At 70.6% G+C, this 18,848-nt stretch carries 22 protein-coding genes and 3 pseudogenes; 12 read left to right on the forward strand and 13 right to left on the reverse strand.

The window, feature by feature from the left end; genetic code table 11:
* Positions 1–398, forward strand: a 398-nt coding sequence (locus F3T56_RS48795) for a response regulator transcription factor (protein WP_246204322.1), incomplete at its 5' end; no start/stop codon positions are given.
* A gap of 52 nt (positions 399–450) precedes the next feature.
* Here the strand turns inward: F3T56_RS48795 and F3T56_RS48800 are convergent.
* Positions 451–633, reverse strand: coding sequence for a hypothetical protein (locus tag F3T56_RS48800; RefSeq protein ID WP_246204323.1), 183 nt, complete (start codon positions 631–633; stop codon positions 451–453).
* Between F3T56_RS48800 and F3T56_RS39645 the strand changes: the two genes are divergently transcribed.
* The gene (locus tag F3T56_RS39645) at positions 620–868 is read left to right on the forward strand and encodes a zinc-binding dehydrogenase (RefSeq protein WP_246204324.1); all 249 of its coding nucleotides are present in this window, start codon (positions 620–622) and stop codon (positions 866–868) included. The genes F3T56_RS48800 and F3T56_RS39645 overlap by 14 nt on opposite strands.
* Here the strand turns inward: F3T56_RS39645 and F3T56_RS39650 are convergent.
* Positions 855–1,118: a hypothetical protein gene (locus F3T56_RS39650; RefSeq protein WP_149830315.1), complete on the reverse strand. Its 264-nt coding sequence runs from the start codon at positions 1,116–1,118 to the stop codon at positions 855–857. The genes F3T56_RS39645 and F3T56_RS39650 overlap by 14 nt on opposite strands.
* Between F3T56_RS39650 and F3T56_RS39655 the strand changes: the two genes are divergently transcribed.
* On the forward strand, positions 1,117–2,046 hold the full coding sequence (locus F3T56_RS39655) for a TetR/AcrR family transcriptional regulator (protein ID WP_149830316.1): 930 nt from the start codon (positions 1,117–1,119) through the stop codon (positions 2,044–2,046). The genes F3T56_RS39650 and F3T56_RS39655 overlap by 2 nt on opposite strands.
* Before the next feature lie 10 nt (positions 2,047–2,056).
* On the opposite strand, the gene F3T56_RS39660 is transcribed toward F3T56_RS39655, so the two are convergent.
* From F3T56_RS39660 to F3T56_RS39670, 3 genes are all read right to left on the reverse strand, one after another.
* The gene (locus F3T56_RS39660; protein WP_149830317.1) at positions 2,057–2,371 is read right to left on the reverse strand and encodes an SCO5918 family protein; all 315 of its coding nucleotides are present in this window, start codon (positions 2,369–2,371) and stop codon (positions 2,057–2,059) included.
* A 68-nt stretch (positions 2,372–2,439) separates the two neighbouring features.
* Positions 2,440–3,954: a DEAD/DEAH box helicase gene (locus F3T56_RS39665; protein ID WP_149830318.1), complete on the reverse strand. Its 1,515-nt coding sequence runs from the start codon at positions 3,952–3,954 to the stop codon at positions 2,440–2,442.
* Positions 3,955–4,189: 235 nt separating this feature from the next.
* A complete protein-coding gene (locus F3T56_RS39670) occupies positions 4,190–4,393 on the reverse strand; it encodes a cold-shock protein (RefSeq protein ID WP_149830319.1) in 204 nt (67 codons plus the stop codon).
* A 482-nt stretch (positions 4,394–4,875) separates the two neighbouring features.
* Between F3T56_RS39670 and F3T56_RS39675 the strand changes: the two genes are divergently transcribed.
* Positions 4,876–5,244 carry a MerR family transcriptional regulator gene (locus F3T56_RS39675; protein ID WP_149830320.1) on the forward strand — a complete coding sequence of 123 codons (369 nt, stop codon included), beginning with the start codon at positions 4,876–4,878 and terminating at the stop codon, positions 5,242–5,244.
* Positions 5,245–5,490: 246 nt separating this feature from the next.
* Positions 5,491–5,694: a cold-shock protein gene (locus F3T56_RS39680; RefSeq protein WP_149830321.1), complete on the forward strand. Its 204-nt coding sequence runs from the start codon at positions 5,491–5,493 to the stop codon at positions 5,692–5,694.
* Positions 5,695–5,801: 107 nt separating this feature from the next.
* Here the strand turns inward: F3T56_RS39680 and F3T56_RS39685 are convergent, their stop codons facing one another.
* The 3 genes and pseudogenes from F3T56_RS39685 to F3T56_RS39695 all read right to left on the reverse strand — a co-directional run.
* Positions 5,802–6,590: a calcium-binding protein gene (locus tag F3T56_RS39685; RefSeq protein ID WP_149830322.1), complete on the reverse strand. Its 789-nt coding sequence runs from the start codon at positions 6,588–6,590 to the stop codon at positions 5,802–5,804.
* A 79-nt stretch (positions 6,591–6,669) separates the two neighbouring features.
* A pseudogene (locus tag F3T56_RS39690) lies at positions 6,670–6,840 on the reverse strand (MBL fold metallo-hydrolase); the annotation flags it as partial.
* 1 nt (position 6,841) lies between these two features.
* Positions 6,842–7,216: pseudogene (locus F3T56_RS39695) on the reverse strand (serine hydrolase); the annotation flags it as partial.
* A 54-nt stretch (positions 7,217–7,270) separates the two neighbouring features.
* On the opposite strand from F3T56_RS39695, the pseudogene F3T56_RS39700 reads away from it, so the two are divergent.
* Positions 7,271–8,232: pseudogene (locus tag F3T56_RS39700) on the forward strand (LysR family transcriptional regulator).
* A gap of 530 nt (positions 8,233–8,762) precedes the next feature.
* Here F3T56_RS39700 and F3T56_RS39705 read toward each other — a convergent pair.
* The 3 genes from F3T56_RS39705 to F3T56_RS39715 are packed head-to-tail and all read right to left on the reverse strand — an operon-like array spanning position 8,763 to position 10,360.
* On the reverse strand, positions 8,763–9,413 hold the full coding sequence (locus tag F3T56_RS39705; protein WP_246204325.1) for a DUF5995 family protein: 651 nt from the start codon (positions 9,411–9,413) through the stop codon (positions 8,763–8,765).
* Positions 9,414–9,447: 34 nt separating this feature from the next.
* On the reverse strand, positions 9,448–9,780 hold the full coding sequence (locus F3T56_RS39710) for a hypothetical protein (RefSeq protein ID WP_149830323.1): 333 nt from the start codon (positions 9,778–9,780) through the stop codon (positions 9,448–9,450).
* Positions 9,781–9,784: 4 nt separating this feature from the next.
* Positions 9,785–10,360, reverse strand: coding sequence for a tellurite resistance TerB family protein (locus F3T56_RS39715; protein WP_149830324.1), 576 nt, complete (start codon positions 10,358–10,360; stop codon positions 9,785–9,787).
* Between the two features lie 145 nt (positions 10,361–10,505).
* Here F3T56_RS39715 and F3T56_RS39720 point away from each other — a divergent pair, with 145 nt between their 5' ends.
* Genes F3T56_RS39720 through F3T56_RS39730 form a run of 3 tightly spaced genes read left to right on the forward strand, consistent with a single transcriptional unit; the run spans position 10,506 to position 12,959 of the window.
* Positions 10,506–11,054, forward strand: a complete 549-nt coding sequence (locus tag F3T56_RS39720) for an HAD domain-containing protein (RefSeq protein WP_149830325.1) — start codon at positions 10,506–10,508, stop codon at positions 11,052–11,054.
* 31 nt (positions 11,055–11,085) lie between these two features.
* Entirely contained in the window at positions 11,086–12,138 is a 1,053-nt protein-coding gene (locus tag F3T56_RS39725; RefSeq protein WP_149830326.1) for a GlxA family transcriptional regulator, read from the forward strand.
* Positions 12,135–12,959: a DJ-1/PfpI family protein gene (locus tag F3T56_RS39730; RefSeq protein ID WP_149830327.1), complete on the forward strand. Its 825-nt coding sequence runs from the start codon at positions 12,135–12,137 to the stop codon at positions 12,957–12,959. The genes F3T56_RS39725 and F3T56_RS39730 overlap by 4 nt, the downstream gene beginning before the upstream one ends.
* Here F3T56_RS39730 and F3T56_RS39735 read toward each other — a convergent pair.
* On the reverse strand, positions 12,925–13,677 hold the full coding sequence (locus F3T56_RS39735; protein WP_216373065.1) for a hypothetical protein: 753 nt from the start codon (positions 13,675–13,677) through the stop codon (positions 12,925–12,927). The genes F3T56_RS39730 and F3T56_RS39735 overlap by 35 nt on opposite strands.
* A 100-nt stretch (positions 13,678–13,777) precedes the next feature.
* Between F3T56_RS39735 and F3T56_RS39740 the strand changes: the two genes are divergently transcribed.
* The gene (locus F3T56_RS39740; RefSeq protein ID WP_149830329.1) at positions 13,778–15,328 is read left to right on the forward strand and encodes a purple acid phosphatase family protein; all 1,551 of its coding nucleotides are present in this window, start codon (positions 13,778–13,780) and stop codon (positions 15,326–15,328) included.
* 12 nt (positions 15,329–15,340) lie between these two features.
* Here the strand turns inward: F3T56_RS39740 and F3T56_RS39745 are convergent, their stop codons facing one another.
* Complete coding sequence (locus F3T56_RS39745; protein ID WP_149830330.1) at positions 15,341–16,729, reverse strand: HEAT repeat domain-containing protein; 1,389 nt, start codon at positions 16,727–16,729, stop codon at positions 15,341–15,343.
* Between the two features lie 229 nt (positions 16,730–16,958).
* Between F3T56_RS39745 and F3T56_RS39750 the strand changes: the two genes are divergently transcribed.
* Together F3T56_RS39750 and F3T56_RS39755 are read left to right on the forward strand one after the other, a co-directional pair.
* Positions 16,959–17,678 carry a DinB family protein gene (locus tag F3T56_RS39750; RefSeq protein WP_149830331.1) on the forward strand — a complete coding sequence of 240 codons (720 nt, stop codon included), beginning with the start codon at positions 16,959–16,961 and terminating at the stop codon, positions 17,676–17,678.
* Between the two features lie 153 nt (positions 17,679–17,831).
* Positions 17,832–18,635: an Fpg/Nei family DNA glycosylase gene (locus F3T56_RS39755; RefSeq protein ID WP_149830332.1), complete on the forward strand. Its 804-nt coding sequence runs from the start codon at positions 17,832–17,834 to the stop codon at positions 18,633–18,635.
* Positions 18,636–18,848: the final 213 nt, after the last annotated feature.

Consider the following 18,848-nt stretch of genomic DNA (forward strand, 5'->3'; position numbering starts at 1 on the left):
TCAGCCAGTACATCGAGCAGTCCTACGCCGCCCGTCTGCTCGACCTCGGCAGCGACACCGGCGTCGGCTACCTCCTCAAGGACCGGGTCAGCGCCGTCGGCGAGTTCGTCGACGCGGTCGTCCAGGTCGCCGCGGGCGCGACGGTCGTGGACCCCGACGTGGTCCGCCAACTCCTCAACCGCCGCCGCGACCCCCTCGCCCGCCTCACCCCACGCGAACGCGAGGTCCTCGCCCTCATGGCCGAGGGCCGCGCCAACGCCGAGATCGCCCGCGAGCTGTACGTCACCGAGGCGGCCGTCAACAAGCACGTCAGCAGCATCCTCCAGAAACTCGAACTCCACCTCGACGGCCAGGGCCACCGCCGAGTCCTCGCCGTCCTCGCGTACCTGCGCGCATGAACGACAGGAACTGAACGACGGGACCTGCCCGTGACGACCGCCCCGCCCGCCCTCAGCAGGCCCCGCCCTCCTGCATACGCCGGTTGACCTCGCGCAGACCGTCGGCGACGGCCTTGAGCTGCCGCGGAGTGAGGACGTCGATGAGCAGCTTGCGGACGAGGACCGGCAGGGTGGGATGCTCGTCGCGCAGGGCTACGGCGGCGCGCAGACCGTCGTCGGTGTTGTCCGGCGGCACATACGTCAGCACCAACCACGCCGCCGCCATCGACGCCCTCGCCACCCGCGAGATCCACGGCGTCAACCTCACCGGCAGTCCCAGCCGCGCCGAACTTGAGTCCCTCGCCGCCCTCGCCGACGCCGGCCGCCTCCGCGTCACGATCGACACCGAGATCTCCCTGGCCGAGGCCCCGGACGCACTCGTCCGCTCCCGCGCCGGCCACGCCCGCGGCAAGACGGTCATCGTCCCCTGACCGACCTCGAGCCGGAGGGGGCCGTAGGTCCGTAACTCGCCTGCTCCGGGCCCTCCGTGACGTAGGCCTCGGGATCGAAGTCCGCCAGGCGTCGGCGCATCCGGCCCGTCGACCAGGGCCAGCTGAAGCTGTTGATGCCGTTGCTGTCGAGGTAGTAGCTGGCGCAGCCGCCCGCGTTGTAGACGGTCGGCGGCAGGGCCTGCTGGACCTCGGCGTTGAAGGCGGCCTGGACTTCGGGGCGTACGTCCATGGCGGTCCAGCCGGCCGAGCGGAAGTGGCGTACCGCGCGCCTCAGGGGCGAGTTGCGCTTCGAGGACCATGAACGCGGAGGAGTGGCCGGTGCCGAGGTGCGGTCCGAGAAGGACGAACGCGTTGGGGAAACCGCTGACGGTCGTACCGAGGTAGGCGTCCGGGCTGCCCTTCCAGTGGTCGTCGAGGCCGGCGCCGTCGGCGTCGAACACCCGGCGGGCGACGGGCATGTCGAGGATGTGGAAGCCGGTGCCCAGGATGATGGTGTCGACGTCCGCGCCGCTGCCGTCGGCGCCGACGACACGGCTGCCGCGGACCGCCTCGACGGCCGTCGCGTGCACGGTGACGTTGGGGCGGGTCAGGGCCGGATAGTACGTGTTCGACAGCAGGAGCCGCTTGCAGCCCAGGGTGTAGTCGGGGGTTACGGCGCCACGTCACTCACGGACGTCGCGGAGACGGCCGGCTACTCGAAGGGCGCCGTCTACTCCAACTTCCGCAACAAGGACCACCTGTGCCTGGCGGCCCTGGACGAGATCCGTGCCGAACAACTCGCCCTGCCCACGGCCGCCGTGATGGGCGACACCGGCATCGACGACCGCCTGACGAGCTTCGCCGCCTGGGCCGAGGCACACATAGGCGACGAGGCCTGGACCACCCTCGAAGTCGAGTTCCTCACCAGCGCCCGCCACGACGCCGAACTCCGCGCCGAGATCACCACCCGAGTCGAAACGATCCGCGAGGCCCTGACACACCTCCTGACCGCCCTGTCCCAGGAACTGAACACCCCCCTGGCCCTCCCCGCCGACCAGGCCGCCCTCACCCTCCTCAGCCTCGGTATCGGTCTCGGAGTCCAACGCATCGCCGACCCGACGATCCCGACAGCCGCACTGACGGACACCTTGCGACTGATCCTCGGCCTGGGGCAGTAGACGTATTGCCCTACACGTCCCGGGATACGGGGTCGCCGAACAGTTCCGACGCGGCCTGGAGCGGCGTGGGGGCGGGCAGGGGGGCGGCGTCGGGGTGGTCGTGGCAGGTGAAGCCGAGGCGGGTCATGGCCCGGGTTACTTCGCCGCTGGTGAAGTCGCGGCGGTCCTGCTGGGTGATGACTTCGCCCACTTGCTTGACGGGGTAGCGGCGGCGCCCGATGGTCACGGACTCACCCGTGATGGGCTCGGGGGTGATGCCCTTCATCGAGTCCAGTACGCCGTTCTTGGTCAGGTCGAACGGGTAGCGGGCGATGACACAGCGCATGATGCCTCACAGGGGGAAGGGGAGCGGGCCGACCGGGGAGAGGGGAAGTGGGGATGATGCGGTGATGCTCATCCGGTGGGCCGACGCCGGGCGCCGGAGCGGCTGCGGCGGCCTCGGGACGACGAAGCCGCCGAGGACGCCGAGGACGATGACGCCGAGGGCCTGGCGCGGCGGGGCGGCTTGGCGACCGGCACCGGCACCTTGATCACGACGGGGACACCGGAAGGGGCCTGGGCCCCGGTGATGCGGTTCAGCTCCGCCTCCCCGGAACGTACGGGGGTGATCCGCGGGGTGACGCCGGCCGAGGCCATCAGCCGGGCCATGTCGCGGCGCTGGTCCGGGGTCACCAGGGTGACGACGCTGCCGGACTCGCCGGCGCGGGCCGTACGGCCGCCGCGGTGCAGGTAGTCCTTGGGGTCGCTGGGCGGATCGACGTTGACGACGAGGTCGAGGTTGTCGACGTGGATCCCGCGCGCCGCGACGTTCGTCGCCACCAGAACCGTCACCTGCCCGTCCTTGAACTGGGCGAGGGTCCGTGTGCGCTGCGGCTGGGACTTGCCGCCGTGCAGGGCCGCGGCGTGGACACCGCTCTTCAGCAGGTGCTTGGTCAGCCGGTCCACCCGGTGCTTGGTGTCCAGGAACATGATCACCCGCCCGTCCCGGGCCGCGATCTCGGTCGCCGTCCGCTGCTTGTCCGTGTCGTGGACGTGGAGGACGTGGTGCTCCATCGTGGTGACCGCTCCCGCGGACGGATCGACGGAGTGGACCACCGGGTCGGTCAGATAGCGGCGGACCAGCAGGTCGACGTTGCGGTCCAGGGTGGCGGAGAAGAGCATCCGCTGGCCCTCGGGCTGCACCTGGTCGAGCAGACGGGTGACCTGGGGCATGAAGCCCATGTCGGTCATCTGGTCGGCCTCGTCGAGGACGGTGATGGCGACGTCGCCCAGACGGCAGTCGTCCCGCTCTATGAGGTCCTTGAGACGCCCCGGCGTCGCGACCACGACCTCGGCCCCGGCCCGCAGCGCCCCGGCCTGCTTGCCGATCGACATCCCACCGACCACGGTGGCCAGCCGCAGCTTCACGGAACGGGCGTACGGCGTCAGCGCGTCGGTGACCTGCTGGGCGAGTTCCCGGGTGGGCACGAGCACGAGGGCCAGCGGCTGCCGCGGCTCGGCGCGCCGGCCCGCGGTACGGGCCAGCACCGCCAGACCGAAGGCGAGGGTCTTGCCCGAACCGGTGCGGCCACGGCCGAGTACGTCACGTCCGGCCAGCGAGTTCGGCAGGGTCGCCGCCTGGATCGGGAACGGTACGGTCACGCCCTCCTGGACGAGCGCGGCCGACAACGGTGCCGGCAGGCCGAGCTCGGCGAACGAGTCGACGGCGGCCAACGCGGGCGTCTTCGTCACCGGAAGCGCGAACTCTCCCTGCGGGGCTGCCTGTTGACGGCCTTGGCCCCCTTGGCCGCCTTTGGAACGGCGCGGAGCACCGGAGCGCTTGCTGCTGGAGTTGCCGGAGCTGCCGGTGCGCTTGGCGGGGGAGCTTGCTGAACGGTCGTACGCGCGCGTCGTGCGGGCACGGCTCATGCGGAATCCTCGAATTTCCTCGTGGCGGCACGTGGCAAGGAAATCGCGCGGCGATCGAGGCGATCGAGCGGCGCGGAGAATCGCATGAACGAGCCGAAGGCTGTGGGGCGCACCCTCATGGGGCGCCCGGAAACACAGCGAGCTGGGGCCCGCACCCCAAGAGTGCGGGCCCCAGCTGCGAAGTGGACTGACGTGGGCGTCAGCGCCGGTGTCAATGCCAGTGTCAACGCTGTTGTCAGGCGGGAACGATGTTCTCGGCCGTCGGGCCCTTCTGGCCCTGCGCGATGTCGAACGACACCTTCTGGCCTTCCTGGAGCTCACGGAAGCCCTGGGTGGCGATGTTCGAGTAGTGGGCGAAGACGTCGGGGCCGCCGCCGTCCTGCTCGATGAAGCCGAAGCCCTTTTCCGAGTTGAACCACTTCACGGTGCCGGTAGCCATTTGTTTCTCCTTCGGGACGGTGTTCGGGGTCCACACTGCGCGGATCCCGGTCGCCGTGATGATCACTCCGTCGGAAAAACCGTCCGGCAACCACAACTGCAACTGATGTCGACAGTACCACGGCACGATTGCGCAAGCTGTGAAAAATTACCCGCTGTGAATGGTTACCGACCACTTGTCGGCCGAGGTTGACCGCTGCCGTCGACCCAGGAATATTCCTCACGCGGCACAGAGATTTCTCACTTCGTGACGACAGATATCGCCAGATATGCGCGCCCGTAACGCACTCGTACGGCCGACCCACGTGTCCGACGGCCTGCCGCCGCAGCACCGGCGCGGCCCGGACCTGTGCCCATCGCACCACCACGTCTGCGCTCGCCGCACCAGAAAACCTCCCGGGCGCGACTAGAGTTCCCCTGTAGGGGAACCCGCTTCCCTGCGGAGTGGGCCGTGTCCCCCGGGCGGCCCGCGGGAAGGCATACATGCCATCGGAGAGCAACCGGCTCGACGACGACCACTACCCGGCGTACACCATGGGCAGGGCCGCCGAGCTGATCGGTGCCACGCCCGGCTTTCTCCGTGCCCTCGGCGACACGCGGCTGATCACCCCGACCCGCTCGGAAGGCGGTCACCGCCGCTACTCACGCCACGAACTGCGCATCGCGGCCCGCGCCCGCGAACTCGTCGACCAGGGGACACCCATCGAGGCCGCCTGCCGCATCGTCGGCCTGGAGGACCAGCTGGAGGCGGCACAGCGCGCCAACGACGAGATGCGCCGCGCGGCCGAGAAGCACACCGCGGACGGGGGCGGGGATGGGGATGGGGGCGGTGACGGCGGCGACGGTGACTAGAAAATTCTCTCGCCGCCGAATCAGATATGTTATCAGGGCCCGGAAAGTTTTCTTGCCGCCCGTGCAGGCGAAAACTTACCCGGACTGTTCAAACCGCGCGCGAGCAATGGTATTCCTGCTAGGCTCGGCCCCAGTTGCAGGTGTGATTTCCATTCGCATTTCCGGTTTCCCGGGCAGTGGTCATCATCACGGCGATGAGAAGGCTCGCGAAGTGCGAGCACCCAAGACTGTCCAGGAGTTATTGACATGGCCACCGGTACTGTGAAGTGGTTCAACGCGGAAAAGGGCTTCGGCTTCATCGCGCAGGACGGCGGCGGCGCCGACGTCTTCGCCCACTACTCGAACATCGCCACCCAGGGCTTCCGCGAGCTGCAGGAAGGCCAGAAGGTGACCTTCGACGTCACCCAGGGCCAGAAGGGCCCGCAGGCGGAGAACATCGTTCCCTCCTGACTCGCCGCGCCCCGCGCGCACCCCGCATGACAAGAGGCCCGCACTTCGGTGCGGGCCTCTTCGTCTTGCTACTGCGTCTCGCTACTCCGTCTTGCTCCTGTGTCTCGCTACTGCACGTCGACGTAGTCGGCCGACGACGAGACGGCCGGGGTGGTGGACGTGCCGGCGAAGCTCCAGCGCCAGTAGCCGTCCGCGGAGGCGGTGGCCGTGGTCTTCAGGTAGCCGGTGCTGGAGGTGTTCACCGTCTTGAGGGTGGTGTAGGTGCTGGTGCCCGCCTTGCGGAACTGGAGCTTGACCGGCTGGGCCGTGTAGCCCGCGTAGACGTCGGTGTCCCAGTTCGCCCGGCTGAGCTTGCCGGTGACCGTGAGGGTCTTGCCCTGGGCTATCGGTTCCGGGGCGGCGTTGACGGTCAGCTGGGAGAGCCGCTGTATGCGGGTGGTCGTGTAGGCGTCCCGCACGGTGTAGCTGCCGTCGTTGGCGGAGACATAGAGGCCGACCTTCCAGGTCCCGGCGTCGGCGTTGGTGAGCCACCAGTCCGGTTCGAACGTGAAGGTCTTCGAGCAGGTGGAGGTGGTCGAGGTGGAGGCCACGCAGTCCGCCGGCGTGGTGTTCTGGTCCACCGTGATGTAGGCGTCGGGGTTGTCGGGATCGCTGCCGCGCCACAGATGGAAGTCGGCGTCCCAGATCCCCGAGGGATCGGTCGCGGTCACCGAGACCGTGACCGTCTTGTCGGCGAGGCCGACCACGATGTTCTTCCCGCCGTTGACGGAGACCTTGTTGATCTGGATGTCGCCGACGATCACGTCCGCGTACGCGGCGGGACCGAGGAATCCGCCCAGCGCGGTGGTGGCGGCCGTGGCGGCGGCGAGGACGGCGAAGGTGGCGCGTCTGCGCATGAGTCGTGAGTCTCCCCGAGCAAGTGTGACCAAGAGTGCACTTCCTCCAGCGCCCGAGGGCTCACAACTGTCACAGCCGTCACACATGTCCCGTGGGACGCATGGCGCCGTCGTACACCGTCCGGTAGTCCGGTACGACGACTCGCGTCGCCGGAGACACCTGCCCGACCTGGGCGAGGAAGGCGTCCAGATCCATCGCCGGGTCGCGTACCGGGGCACCGTTCAGTGGCACTTCGAAGTTGTCCCAGTGGGGCCAGATCGCGCAGCGACAGCTCGACGTCGTCCAGACAACCGGCCGTTCCCCAGCCGCCGAGCCGGTCCGCCGCCGTCACCCGCACCCGCTCCCTCGGGTCGAGCTGACCGGCGACGACCTGCCGGGCGAACTCCAGCACCAACAGCACCTTGAAGATCGAGGCGATCACGACCGGGGCGTCGGCGCCGACGGCGACTTCACGGCCGCCACGCGGTTCCGTGTCGGCGTCCCCGGCGATCTCCTTGGTGGCCTCCCCATGGACCTGTCCTGCGAGCTCCCCTGCGACCGTTGGGCCCAAGTGGACGGGGATCGCGTGCAGTGGGCCTTCGGCGCCCGCGTCGGTGAAGACCTGTCGGATCCGTTCCTCGATCACGTTCTCGATCACGGATTCGTCCCCCCCCCGGTAAGGTCATCGATCGTGGATCTCCTGCGCCACCTGCGTCTTTTCGTCACCGTAGCCGACGAGCTGCACTTCAGCCGGGCGGCCGAGCGGCTGGGCATGGCTCAGCCGCCGCTCAGCCAGGCGATCCGCAGGCTGGAGAAGGAGCTCGGTGCGGAGCTGTTCGACCGCTCGCAGCGCGGCGTCCGGTTGAGTGCCGCCGGGGCGGCGCTGCTGGAGGAGGCCCACGAACTCCTCGCCCGGGAGCAGAGGTTGCGCACGGTCGCCCGCCGCGCCGCCGACGGCGGCCTCGGCACGCTCCGCGCGGGCGTACCGCCCGACACCACGGCCGCCGTGCTGTCCGCGCTGCTGGGCGCCTGCGCGGAACACGCTCCGGGGCTCTCCGTCGACCTCCAGGAGGTCACCACGGAGGAGCAGTTGCGGCTGCTCGCCTCCGGCGGTCTGGACGTCGGACTCGTCCACCACCCCGTCGACGCCACCGAACTGCGGCTTGGCCCCGAGATCACGGTGGATCTGGGCGTCGTCCTGCCGCGCACCTCACCGCTGGCCCGGCGGCCCGAGGTGATGCTCGGCGAGCTCTCCGGCCACGACCTGGTGCTCTTCCCACGGGCCCACGCACCCGGCTGGTACGACAGGATCCTCGACGTGTGCCGCGCCGAGGGCTTCGTCCCCGGCCGCCTCCGCCATGCCTCCAACCCCGAGTTCCTGCTCGCCCTCGTGACGGCGGGGCACGGAGTCGCCTTCGACCAGGGCCCGGTGGCCCGCAAAGAGCCGCGCGTCGCCTGGCGGCCCCTGGCCGAACGCCCCCTCGCCCTCCGCATCGGCGGCGCCTGGCCCGCCACCGGTACCCCCCACCCGGCCGCCCCCCCCGCTTCGCGGAACTCGCGGCCCAAGTCCTCTCCCGCGACCACACCGCGACCTCACGACACGGGGGCGCCTCGCATCCCCCGGACGACTCCCCGCGCCCGTGGTCGGTGGTCTACGGCTAAGGCCTGTCCGGCCGTGATGGCCTGCCTGTCGTGGTCCTGATTCGGCCCATCTGCCAGACAGTCACCAACAATCACCAGGAGAACCACGATGACTTCCTTACCCGGCCACGAGGGCCACGAGGGCTACGACGGCTACGTCGCCCATGACCGTCCCCTCAGCCACGCCGTCGCCTGGGCCGGCTCGCCGCTCTCGGACTGATGGCCGGCGTCGGTGCGGTCGGTCCTGCCCGGTCCGCTGTGGCCGATGAGGCCATGCTGCGCGGCCGCCTCGCCGACGCCGAAGCGGGCGACTCACAGGGGGACGCGCAAGGCGACTCGCACTCGAACGGCGTGGCGGTGCGGGGCTGTTGCCGAGACTGAGACCTACGGGACGCCGGACGCCGAATCGCCGGGCCTCACCCCGTCCCCTGCCGGGCGGAGGGCCGCTCCATGGCGTTGTCCAGATGAGTGATGACGGCCGGCACGTCATCACTCTCGGTGCTCCGGATCAGCTGCAGGGCCGGCCGGACGACGCCGCCCGGTCGCGCGATCTACCGTGCGAGCACAGCGGCACGGATGTCGAGCCGCCGGATGGTGGCCTCGCGCTCGTCTTCGTTCTGGCCGGCCAGCAGGACGGCGTTGTACCACGCCTCCTCGCGGGACTGACGGACACTGAAGTCGAGGATCCGCTCGTCGGCGCGGGCTCCGACCTGATCCAGCAGCGACATGAGGGGCGACAGGGCACCGAGCGAGTCCTGTACCACCAGCACCACCCGCGCGAGGATGTCGTTGATCAGCAGAAAGTCGCGCCGCAACGCGTGGATGGCTTCGCCCGGGCTGGTCCGCGCGGCGGCGATGGCCAGGTCGAGGTTGATGTGCGCGTTCACGCCGAGCAGCAGGTGCTGGACGATGATGGTGTCGGCGTCGTCGAGCAGCCCGAACGTCTCGCGCCAACAACGCGGCCCGCTCCGGTCACGACGCCAGGCGTCGTACGCGTCGAAGTAGCGGTTGCCGAAGAGTGTGTCGAAACGGTCCATTCGGGCGCCGTCGTCGAACAGCCCACCGTGAATGGCCGTGCGGACCTCAACGGTCACCTGTCGGTACAGCGCCGCGAAGTACCCGACCCGGTCACCGGCACGGCCGGCCTCCCGCACGATCCCGGCAAGCCCGTCCATGACATCGTCGATGTCCTCTGCCGCCATGCCCAACTCCCCTCTTTGGCCCGCCCTGCGTGTCTCACAGCTTGCCGAAGACCACCGCGCGCCAGGTCCAGCCCGAGTCGAGGACGGCGTTCCGCAGGGGGTCACGCAGCTCCGCGCTGTCGAAGCGGAAGGTCTCCGTCGCTTCGAGGCGGGTGAGCTGCGACGCGACGAAGAAGGTCTGCCAGGCGGGCTCCGCCACCCGCCACTCCGTCATCAGGTCGGCGTCGTCCGCGCCGCCGTCGCGGACGACGTACGGCACATCGGACCGGTTGAGCCCGAGCAGAGCGGCCCGCACCTCCTCGGCCGAATCCGGCGCGACACCGTCGACAGGGTGCTTGGTTCCGGTCAGCTTGTCGAAGAGGCCCATGACGTCAGAGGCCGAACTCCTGCGTGGGCACGCCGAGTACCGAGCACGCCTCGCGCAGGATCTGCTCCTCGGCCGGCGCTACGTGACCGTCCGCGCCCGCGACGACGAAGCCGGTCTGCACGACGGCCCTGGCCTCCGTCGGCTTCTTCGCGGCCTTGGCGATCTCCTGCAGGGCCTCGGTCTTGCCCTGCTGGAAGTTGAACGACAGCTGGTCGACGTGCTTGTTGAAGCGCTGCCGCAGCTGGTCGGCCGGGAAGTTCTGCAGGACGTCGTTGTTGAGGATCAGCGACTCCACGTGCTGCCGCTCGGCCGGGTCGACATGCCCGTCGGCGGCGGCCACCAGCGCGCACATGGCCATGCTGGCGTCCCGGTAGGCACCGCTCTTCAGCTCCGTCTTGAGGGAGGTGAGCTGGGACTTGAGGGCGCTCACGAGCTGGGCCTTCGAGCCCCCGGAGTGCCCGCCGCTCGACCGTCCGTGTCCACCGGCGCCATGCCCGCCGGCGCCGCGTGCCCCCTGCATCCCCTGCGCCTGCTGCTGCAGCCCCTTGGCCTGGTCCTTGATCCGATCCCACATCGCCATGCGTGCCACCTCGGCTTCAGCCCGTGTCGTCGTCATTACCGGTCGTCATTACCGGTCGTCCTCCTGGCAACTCCTTCCCGCCCCCCGAAGTTCCATGACCGACTTGAGGACGGGACGAGTACGAGCTGCCGCTTATCGTGTTCTTGTGACCGGCTCTGTGCGGCCTCCGCTGCTGTTTCTCGATGTCGACGGACCGATCGTCCCGTTCGGCGGGGCGTCGGAGTGGTATCCGACCTGGGCGACGGGCCCGGAGCCGCCCGCAGCCGAGACGAATCCGCTGCTGGCCAGGATCGATCCCGGGCACGGGCCCCGGCTGGCGGCGCTCCCCTGCGACGTGGTCTGGGCGACGACATGGATGGACGACGCGAACGCGTGTGTGTCGCCCCGCCTCGGTCTGTCGCGGCTGCCCGTGGTGATCTGGCCCGAGCCCTCCGACGTCGATGACCAGGACGAGCAGGACGAACAGGATGAACGCGACGGGCTGCATTGGAAGACCCGTACTCTCGTCGCCTGGGCGGCGGGGCGATCGTTCGCCTGGGCCGACGACGAGATCACCGACACGGACCGGGCCTGGATCGCCGCCCACCACCGGGCCCCCGCCCTGTTCCTTCGCGTCAACCCCCGCCTCGGCCTCACCGACGGCGATTACGCGGCCCTCGACACATGGTTGAGGCGGCCGTCGCCGATCTTCTGATCGGGAGGGCGACGGGGGGCAGTCCACAGGCATGGACGAACAGCAACACAAACAGCAACACGGGCGGCGACACGACCGGCGGCATGGCCAACGGCGCGTTCTCATCGTCGCCTACGACGGTGCGCAAATCCTCGACATCGCCTGTCCCAGCGGTGCCTTGGACATCGCCAACCGATACGGCGCGGCGCCCCCGTACTCCATAGAACTGGGCACCGTCGACCGCGCGGCGGTACGCAGCTCCGCCGGAATCCTGCTGGGCGCGGGGCAGCGGCTGGAGGCGGTCGCGGGGCGTCTGGACACGCTGATCGTCGTGGGCGGCGTGGGCTGTGAGGACGCGGCGGCGGACGAGCGGCTGCTGGGACAGGTGCGCCGACTGGCCGGTCTCAGCCGCCGCGTGGCCTCGGTCTGCACCGGCGCCCACGTACTGGCCGCGGCCGGGCTGCTGGACCACCGCCGGGCGACCACGCACTGGGGCTGGGGCGAACGCCTCGCCGAGCGCCATCCCGACGTGGCCGTGGACGTACGCCCGCTCTGCATACGCGACGGCAACGTCTACACCTCGGCCGGCGTCACCAGTGCGCTTGACCTGACGCTGACCCTGATCGAGGACGACCACGGCCCCACACTGGCCCGCGAAGTCGCCCGCGAACTCGTCACCCATCTGCACAGGCCCGCCGACCAGGCCCAGATCTCCCTGTTCCTGGCCGCACCCCCGCCCGAGGACAGACTGGTCCGGGACCTGACGGGCTACATCGCCGGTCACCTGGCCGAGGACCTCACCCCCGCGGCCCTCGCGGCCCGGGCGGGCGTCAGCACCCGGCATCTGACCCGCCTGTTCACCGCCCACCTCGGTACGACACCGGCCCGGGCTGTCCGCGTGGCCCGCACCGAAGCCGCGGCACACCTGGCGCGCTCCAGCGCACTGTCCCTCGCGGCCATAGCCCGACGCTGTGGCCTCGGATCGGCGGAGACGCTCCGACAGGCGTTCCTGGACCACTACGGGGTCACGGGGGACAGGGTTCGCAGGATGCCGGACATGCCGCCCCCACGCGCCACGCCGGGGCAGAAGACTCCCGGCCCATGAGACATACGCATACGACGACACGCAGAAACGTCCTTCGGGGTACGGCGGCGGCCACCGCCGCACTCACCGCCACCGGCACGATCGGGGCCGGAACCGCCCACGCCGGAATTCTCCAGGCCGAGTCACCCGCCGGCGGCCGGGGCCCGAGCATCGGCGTCCTGCTGTACGACGGCTACAGCCTGCTGGACCCCACCGGCCCTGCCGAGGTCCTCTCCCGGCTGCCGGACGCGACCGTCACGATGATCGCCGAGGAGCGGGGGCCGGTCCGTACGGACACGGGTGACGTGGCCGTACTCGCCGAACGATCCATCGCCGAGATCGACCACCTCGACGTACTGCTCGTCCCCGGCGCGGGCGATCGCGGCACGGTCGGCGCGATGACCAACGAGAACCTCCTGAAGTGGATCCGCCGGATCCACCGGCACACCCGGTGGACGACCTCCGTATGCACCGGCAGCATCGTCCTCGCCGCCGCGGGCCTCCTGAACGGCCGCCGGGCCACGACCTACTGGGCCTCCGCCGAGTACCTCCAGTCCACCTTCGACGTGACCTACCTCCCCCAGCGCTACGTACACTCCGGCAAGATCATCACTGCGGCTGGAGTGTCGGCGGGCGTGGACATGGCCCTCTACCTCGCCTCACTGATCGCGGACGACGACACGGCGAAGGCCATCCAACTGGCCGTCGAATACGACCCCCAACCCCCCTTCGGCTCCGGCAACGCGGCCGACGCCGATCCCCAACTCAAGGAGCGGGCCCTGCGCTTGCTCGCCGAGTCGCAGTCGCTCAGCCGTACCGGATCAGTACCGGCCGTTCCGTGATGTGTTCCGTGTCGCGGGCGTCGACCTCGCGGGCGGTGCCGTCGAGGTACTCGACGCTGCGGGCGCCGGGGCCGACGGGGATGCCGGCCGTGCCCGCGTGGGTCCAGCGGATGCGGGCCGTCCGGAGGGTGCCCTGTTCGTCGGGGATGAGGAATTCGCCCTGCCAGACGTTCTCGGGCAGGGCGATCCGGAGGCCGTGGCCGCAGGAGCGGATGTCCGCGTGGGCCAGCCACTGCTGGAGCCGGGCGACGAACAGGCCCGCCTTGGTGGGCGGTTGGCCCTCGGCCTGGAGGACCAGGGGGATCTTGCCGTTGCCCCAGGCGCAGAAGTACATACGGGCCAGGTTCCGGTTCCGGGAGTACAGGCCCGTCAGATAGAAGCGGACCGCGTGGTTCGCCGCCGTGTCCTCCTCCAACGGGTCGTTCAGCGGCAGCGTCTGCGTGGTGCCGGTGTTCCACAACGGCAGGTGGTACCCCGCCCGCTGGAAGGTCCGGTCGACATCGTGCACCGCCTCCAGCATGGTCTCCGGCGGGTCGCTGATCCGCCGCTGGTACAGCTTGATCCCCGCCGCGTCGCAGTACTGGTAGCCATCCGACTCGGCGAACCGCAGCAGGAACTCATGTGCCTCGGCCGCACGTACGCGTCCCAGGCGTCGGCGCGGCGGCCCTGCTGGAGGCGGGCGAGGGCGGCGAAATGCACCAGGGGTGACGAAACGCACGACGGGTGACGGGCCCATCCGGCGGAGTTGTCGTGTTTCATACCGAGTGTCGCCGTCGGCGGCTCCGCCGCCGTTCACCACGCTCGGGCAAGGAGGGTGTATGCGCTGCTGCTTCTCCGCTCCCCTCGCGGCCCTGTCCGCCCTGCCCGCTCCCTGTGAAGTCCTGCGATCCGGCGTCCTCCTCGCCCCGGCGATGCTGAAGGCCGCCGCCGGCGCCCTGCACGGCCACCGCCCGGCACGAAGGGGGCGTCCCGCTCACCCCGACGCCGTGGCGGCCGTCCATCTGGAACTGGTCACGCTGACCGAGGACCGCGCCGTCATCACCTGGTACACCGGCGTGCCCGGCACAAACGACGGTCTGGGGCACCTGCTCCCCGCGGTCACCGAGGGCGAGGTCGTCTACGGCACCCATCCCGCCCGCCTGGACCGCAGTGCGGGGGAGGACCGGCCCACCGCGCACCACTACGTCGAGCTCACCGATCTGGAGCCGGGGCAGACGTACTACTACCAGGCCCGCTCCCGGGGCACGCCCGCGATACCCACCCCGCTGCACCACATCCGGGGCAACGCCGTCGGTACGAACCCGTACGGGCTCGGCACGGACGAGGGCGTCTTCTCCTTCACCACGCCGCAGCCCCCGCCGGGGCGACACCTCATGTCCATCGCCCTCTGCAACGACCTGCACCTCGGTGAGACCGCCGCCGGACTGCTGGCCGGCGTTCCACTGCCGCTGCTGCGCGGAGTGACGCAGCGGCCGGGACGTACGCCGTACCCGGAGATCATGGGCCAGGCCCTGGTGGCCGAGGCCCGCCGGCGCGGCGCCGACGTGCTGCTGGCCGCCGGGGACATCTCGGCCGGCGGCGCGCCGCGCGACCTGGCGGAGGCCAGGCGCATCCTGGACGGCTTCGGCACCCATGGACGGGACTACTTCGTCGTACGCGGCAACCACGACAGGCCCGGACACGGTCACGGACACGGTCTCCGTCGCCATGGTGCCGGTCGCCGAGGCGGTCACGGCGACGCCTTCCCCGATACCTTCCTCGACAGCTTTCCCGGGCGCGACGGGGCCTCGTACTTCGCCCATGATCTCGGCGGGCTGCGGATCATCGGGCTGGACACCTATGAGAAGGCCGGCAACGGGGCCGGCGCGGGCGGGCTCGGTGCCGAGCAACTGGCCTGGTTCCAGGGCCGGTTGAGGGAACAGCGGGATCAGCCGACCCTGGTGTTCGGGCACCATCCGCTGACCGTACGGGGCTCCGTGTTCCCCGTCACGGGCGGGCAGCGCCTCGACCGCCGCCAGGCCCGTGCCGTCCTGGACGCCTACGCCGACGCCCCCGGCGTCTTCCTCCACCACGCCGGCCACACCCACCGCAACAAACGCACCGTCCTGGCCCGGGCCCCGCACGTCACCCTGCAGGAGGTCACCGCCGCCAAGGACTACCCCGGCGGTTTCTCCCTCCTGCGCATCCACTCCGGCGGCTTCGCCCTCAACCATTACAAGCCCCGTACCCCCGCCGCCCAGGAGTGGACCGAACAGGCCCGCCGGGTGGCCGGAGGCCTCTGGCCGCACCACGCCCTCGGCCGCTCGGTCACCGACCGCAACAGCGTCACCGCCCACGACCTGTCGGGCGTCACGCCGCCGATCCGGTAACCGCGTCGCAGGTCAGCACGGCAGTGCCCCGGCGGGGTGGCCGTGCTCCCGGCCGCACGCGGTGAGCGCGAGGACCCCGGTGCCCTCGATCCGGGTGTGCGCCCCGAGCGCTCCGGGGTCGACCGAGAGCCGGGCGGCGATGTCGTTGGCGTAGCAGGTGTCAGGGATGCCGAGTTCCTCCTTCACCTGCTGGCGCCGGGCGACGAACGCCTCGAAGTCCATGAGGTCCACACCGTCGAACGCGTCGTCGGGCAGAGCCCTCTGGTGGGGCAGGAGACAGCCGGCCTCGGCAGGATGCGCGGGCCCGTCTCCGTCATCCTCGGCACGCCCGTCCTCGGCGTCGAACGCGTCGTAGTGGCGTACGACCTCCCCGTCCTCGGCGATGCACCAGGCCGTCCAGCCGTCCCCGCAGCTCATGCCGTACCACTGCGCGGCTCCGAACCGGCGGCTGAGGTCGGCGCACCGTCGGCGTACGACGGACGGCAGGGCCCTCTCCGGGACGTCCGCGTCCTCGATCCGGTGGGTGTTCTCGGACGAGTCGCCGAAGACCAGCGTCCAGCCGTCCAGCGCGGGGCTGACGAAGACGCGTGCGCACTTGTAGTGCACGCGGTCCGCGTACCAGGCGTGGCTGTCGTGGTTCCAGGCCCCGGCGCCCGTTCGGAGGGTGACCGGCTCGGGGCCGCCCAGGCCGAACGCGTCCAGCACCGCCGCCTGATCGGTGCTCGGGACCGCGTACCAGGAGCCGCACAGGTGCATGCCCTCCGGGATCTCCGTCGACCGCTTGATCGTCGTCAGCCGACGCCAGGCGGCTTGGTCCTGTGGGTCCAGCGCGGCCGGTCCGTCGATCGCCGCCAGTGCCTCCAGGGCTCCGGACCGGATCCGGGGGCCGGCCGCGGGCTGTCGCCGCAGCCGCCGCAGCGCGGGGACGGCTTCGGTGCCGATCGCCTTGAACGCCCAGACGGCTCGCTGCCTGACCTCGGAATCCGGGTCTCCCAGCAACGGGATCAACTGGTCGACGAAACGTATCGCGGCCCCGCGGTCGCTCCGGAAGGCGGAGAGCGCGTTTGCGCGGACCCGTGGGTGCGGATGCCTCAGCAGCGGTCCGTGGACTCCGGGACCGGGCACGTCCAGTCGGGCCAGTGCGAAGGAGACCCTCCTCGCCACCTCGGGCGAGTCCGCCGACGCCGATGCCGACGCCTCGGCCAGCGGGAGGAGGGCGGGCTCGCCGATCCGGCACAGTACGTCCGCCGAGACGTTCCAATCGACGGGCGACTCCTCGTCGCAGAGCACGTCCAGCAGCGGCGCGACCACAGCCGCCCCCCGCGCCACGAGCGAGTCCCGGGCCGCCTGCGTGTCGTCCCACGAACCGGAGAGCTCGTCGATCAGCTGTTCCTTGTCCATGCCGGGCACCATAGGGCGTGCCTCTGACACGGCCTGCCTGCGAGGAAATGGGTCGCGCCCCGTGCGGCGAGCCGCTAGCTTCCGCCTGAGTGCAGTGCGTACGCCATACGCCATACGCCATACGCCATACGCCATACGCCATACGCCATACGCCATACGGCATACGACATACGGCATACGGCATACGGCGTGACGGCTTACGACACGCGACCGCGACAGGGGGCCAGGCATGGAGATCGACGGCGTACGGACCGACCGTTTGGGCTTGCTGCTCGACCAGTTCGACAAGGCCAGGGAGATGGCCCAGGTACGGCTGACGGGGCTCGGCGACGAGGAGTTCCTGTGGGAGCCGGCGCCCGACTGCTGGTCGATCCGGCGCCGAGCCGAGGCGACGACGCCCAGGGCGTTCGGGCCGGGCGAGTGGGTGCTCGACCTGGGCGCCCCCGACATCCCCGCCAGTGAGTACGCCGAGGTCGCCCGGCAGGCCGCCGGCGGCATGACCGTCGACAAGATCGCCGAGGACTGGAGCGTGAGCGTCGAGCGGGTCGAGCAGATCCTCGCCCACACCGGCGAGCCGGAGCCCGACCGGACGCCGATCACGACCATCGCGTGGCGGCTGGGGCATCTGCACTACGAGTTCGCGGGCGAGTGGGAGTGGACCTTCGGAGCTCGGCGGCAGGACCCGAAGCTCATGGTCGACTTCACCCCGTCCGCCGCCCTGGCGGTCGAACGGCTCTGGGAGACGGTCGACCGCTGGCGCGACAGCGTCGCCGCCGTCACCGAGGAGCAGCTCGACACGGTCGGCTTCTCGCAGTACCCGTACGGCTCCGCCCCCGACGAACCGTTCATCTCCGTGCTCTGGGGGTCCAACCTCGAGTTCATCCACCACATGGCCGAGATCGCGCTGCTCCGCGATCTGTGGACGGCCGGCCCTGCAGGCATGCGGTGATTGGCAGATCCGTCTCGGGGATTCGCCGGATTTCGCCGTGAAAGAGGCGTGCAGGTGAGACGGATCTGCCAATTGGCGACAATGGCCCCAGGGAGGCCGCGGCTCGCCCGCCGGGCCCGTGGATCTTCGGTCGGCCGAGGGAGGCAGTACCCCATGCCTGAGCTGCCGGACGTCGAGGCATTCCGGAAAGTGCTGGAGTCCTGCGCGAAGGGCAGGGTGATCCGGCATGTCGAGGTGCGGGACGCGGGCGTTCTGCACGGGGTGAGCGCGCGGCGGCTGCGCGAGGCGCTGGAAGGGCGGCGGTTCGGCAAGCCGGAGCGGCACGGGAAGTGGCTGCTCGCGGGCACCGGCGACGGCGGCCCCACGCTCGTGCTGCACTTCGGTATGACCGGGGAACTGGTCTGCGGCAGCCCCGACCACGCGCCCGAGGCCCACGACCGCGTCATGTTCACCGTCGGCGACGACCGGCAGTTGCGCTACCGCGACCAGCGCAAGCTGCAAGGGCTGTGGCTGGCGGAGGACGACGCCGGCCTGGAGCGGCTGCTGGACGGGCAGGGCCCCGACGCGCTGGCCGTGGACCGCGACGAGTTCGAGGCCGCGCTCTCCGCCCGTCGCGGCCGCGTCAAGACGGTCCTCACCGACCAGTCCGTCCTGGCCGGGCTCGGCAACCTGCTTGCCGACGAGATCCTCTGGCGGGCCCGGCTGCGCCCCACCGACAGGGCGAGCGATCTCACCGAGGCCGAGCGCCGCCGCCTGTACACCCAGATGCGCCGCACCCTCCGCTCCGCCGTCACCGCCGGCCGCGTTCCGCCCCGCGACTCCTGGCTCACCGGCCACCGCGACGACCCCACCCCGGCCTGCCCTCGCTGCGGCAACACCCTGCGCCGCTCCCGTATGGCGAGCCGCAGCACGGTCTGGTGCCCGCACTGCCAGCCGGACCAGCCGGACGATTCCTGACCGGGGCCGGGGGCCCGGGGGCCGGGGTCGGCCGGGTCGGCTTCTGTTCTCGGCTCGCTGCGCCGTCTGCGTCGCTCTCGCTGTCCTCGAACGCCGCCACGATCCGGCCGCTGGGCAGCTGGGCCGACTTCGGGTAGAGCACGCGGGGGTTGCCAGCTGCTCACCAAGGAGCGTGAACGAGGACGGTTTGACTCGATCGTGTGATCGTCGGCT

It is taken from the genome of Streptomyces tailanensis (assembly GCF_008386495.1).
GTDB classification, from domain to species: domain Bacteria; phylum Actinomycetota; class Actinomycetes; order Streptomycetales; family Streptomycetaceae; genus Streptomyces; species Streptomyces tailanensis.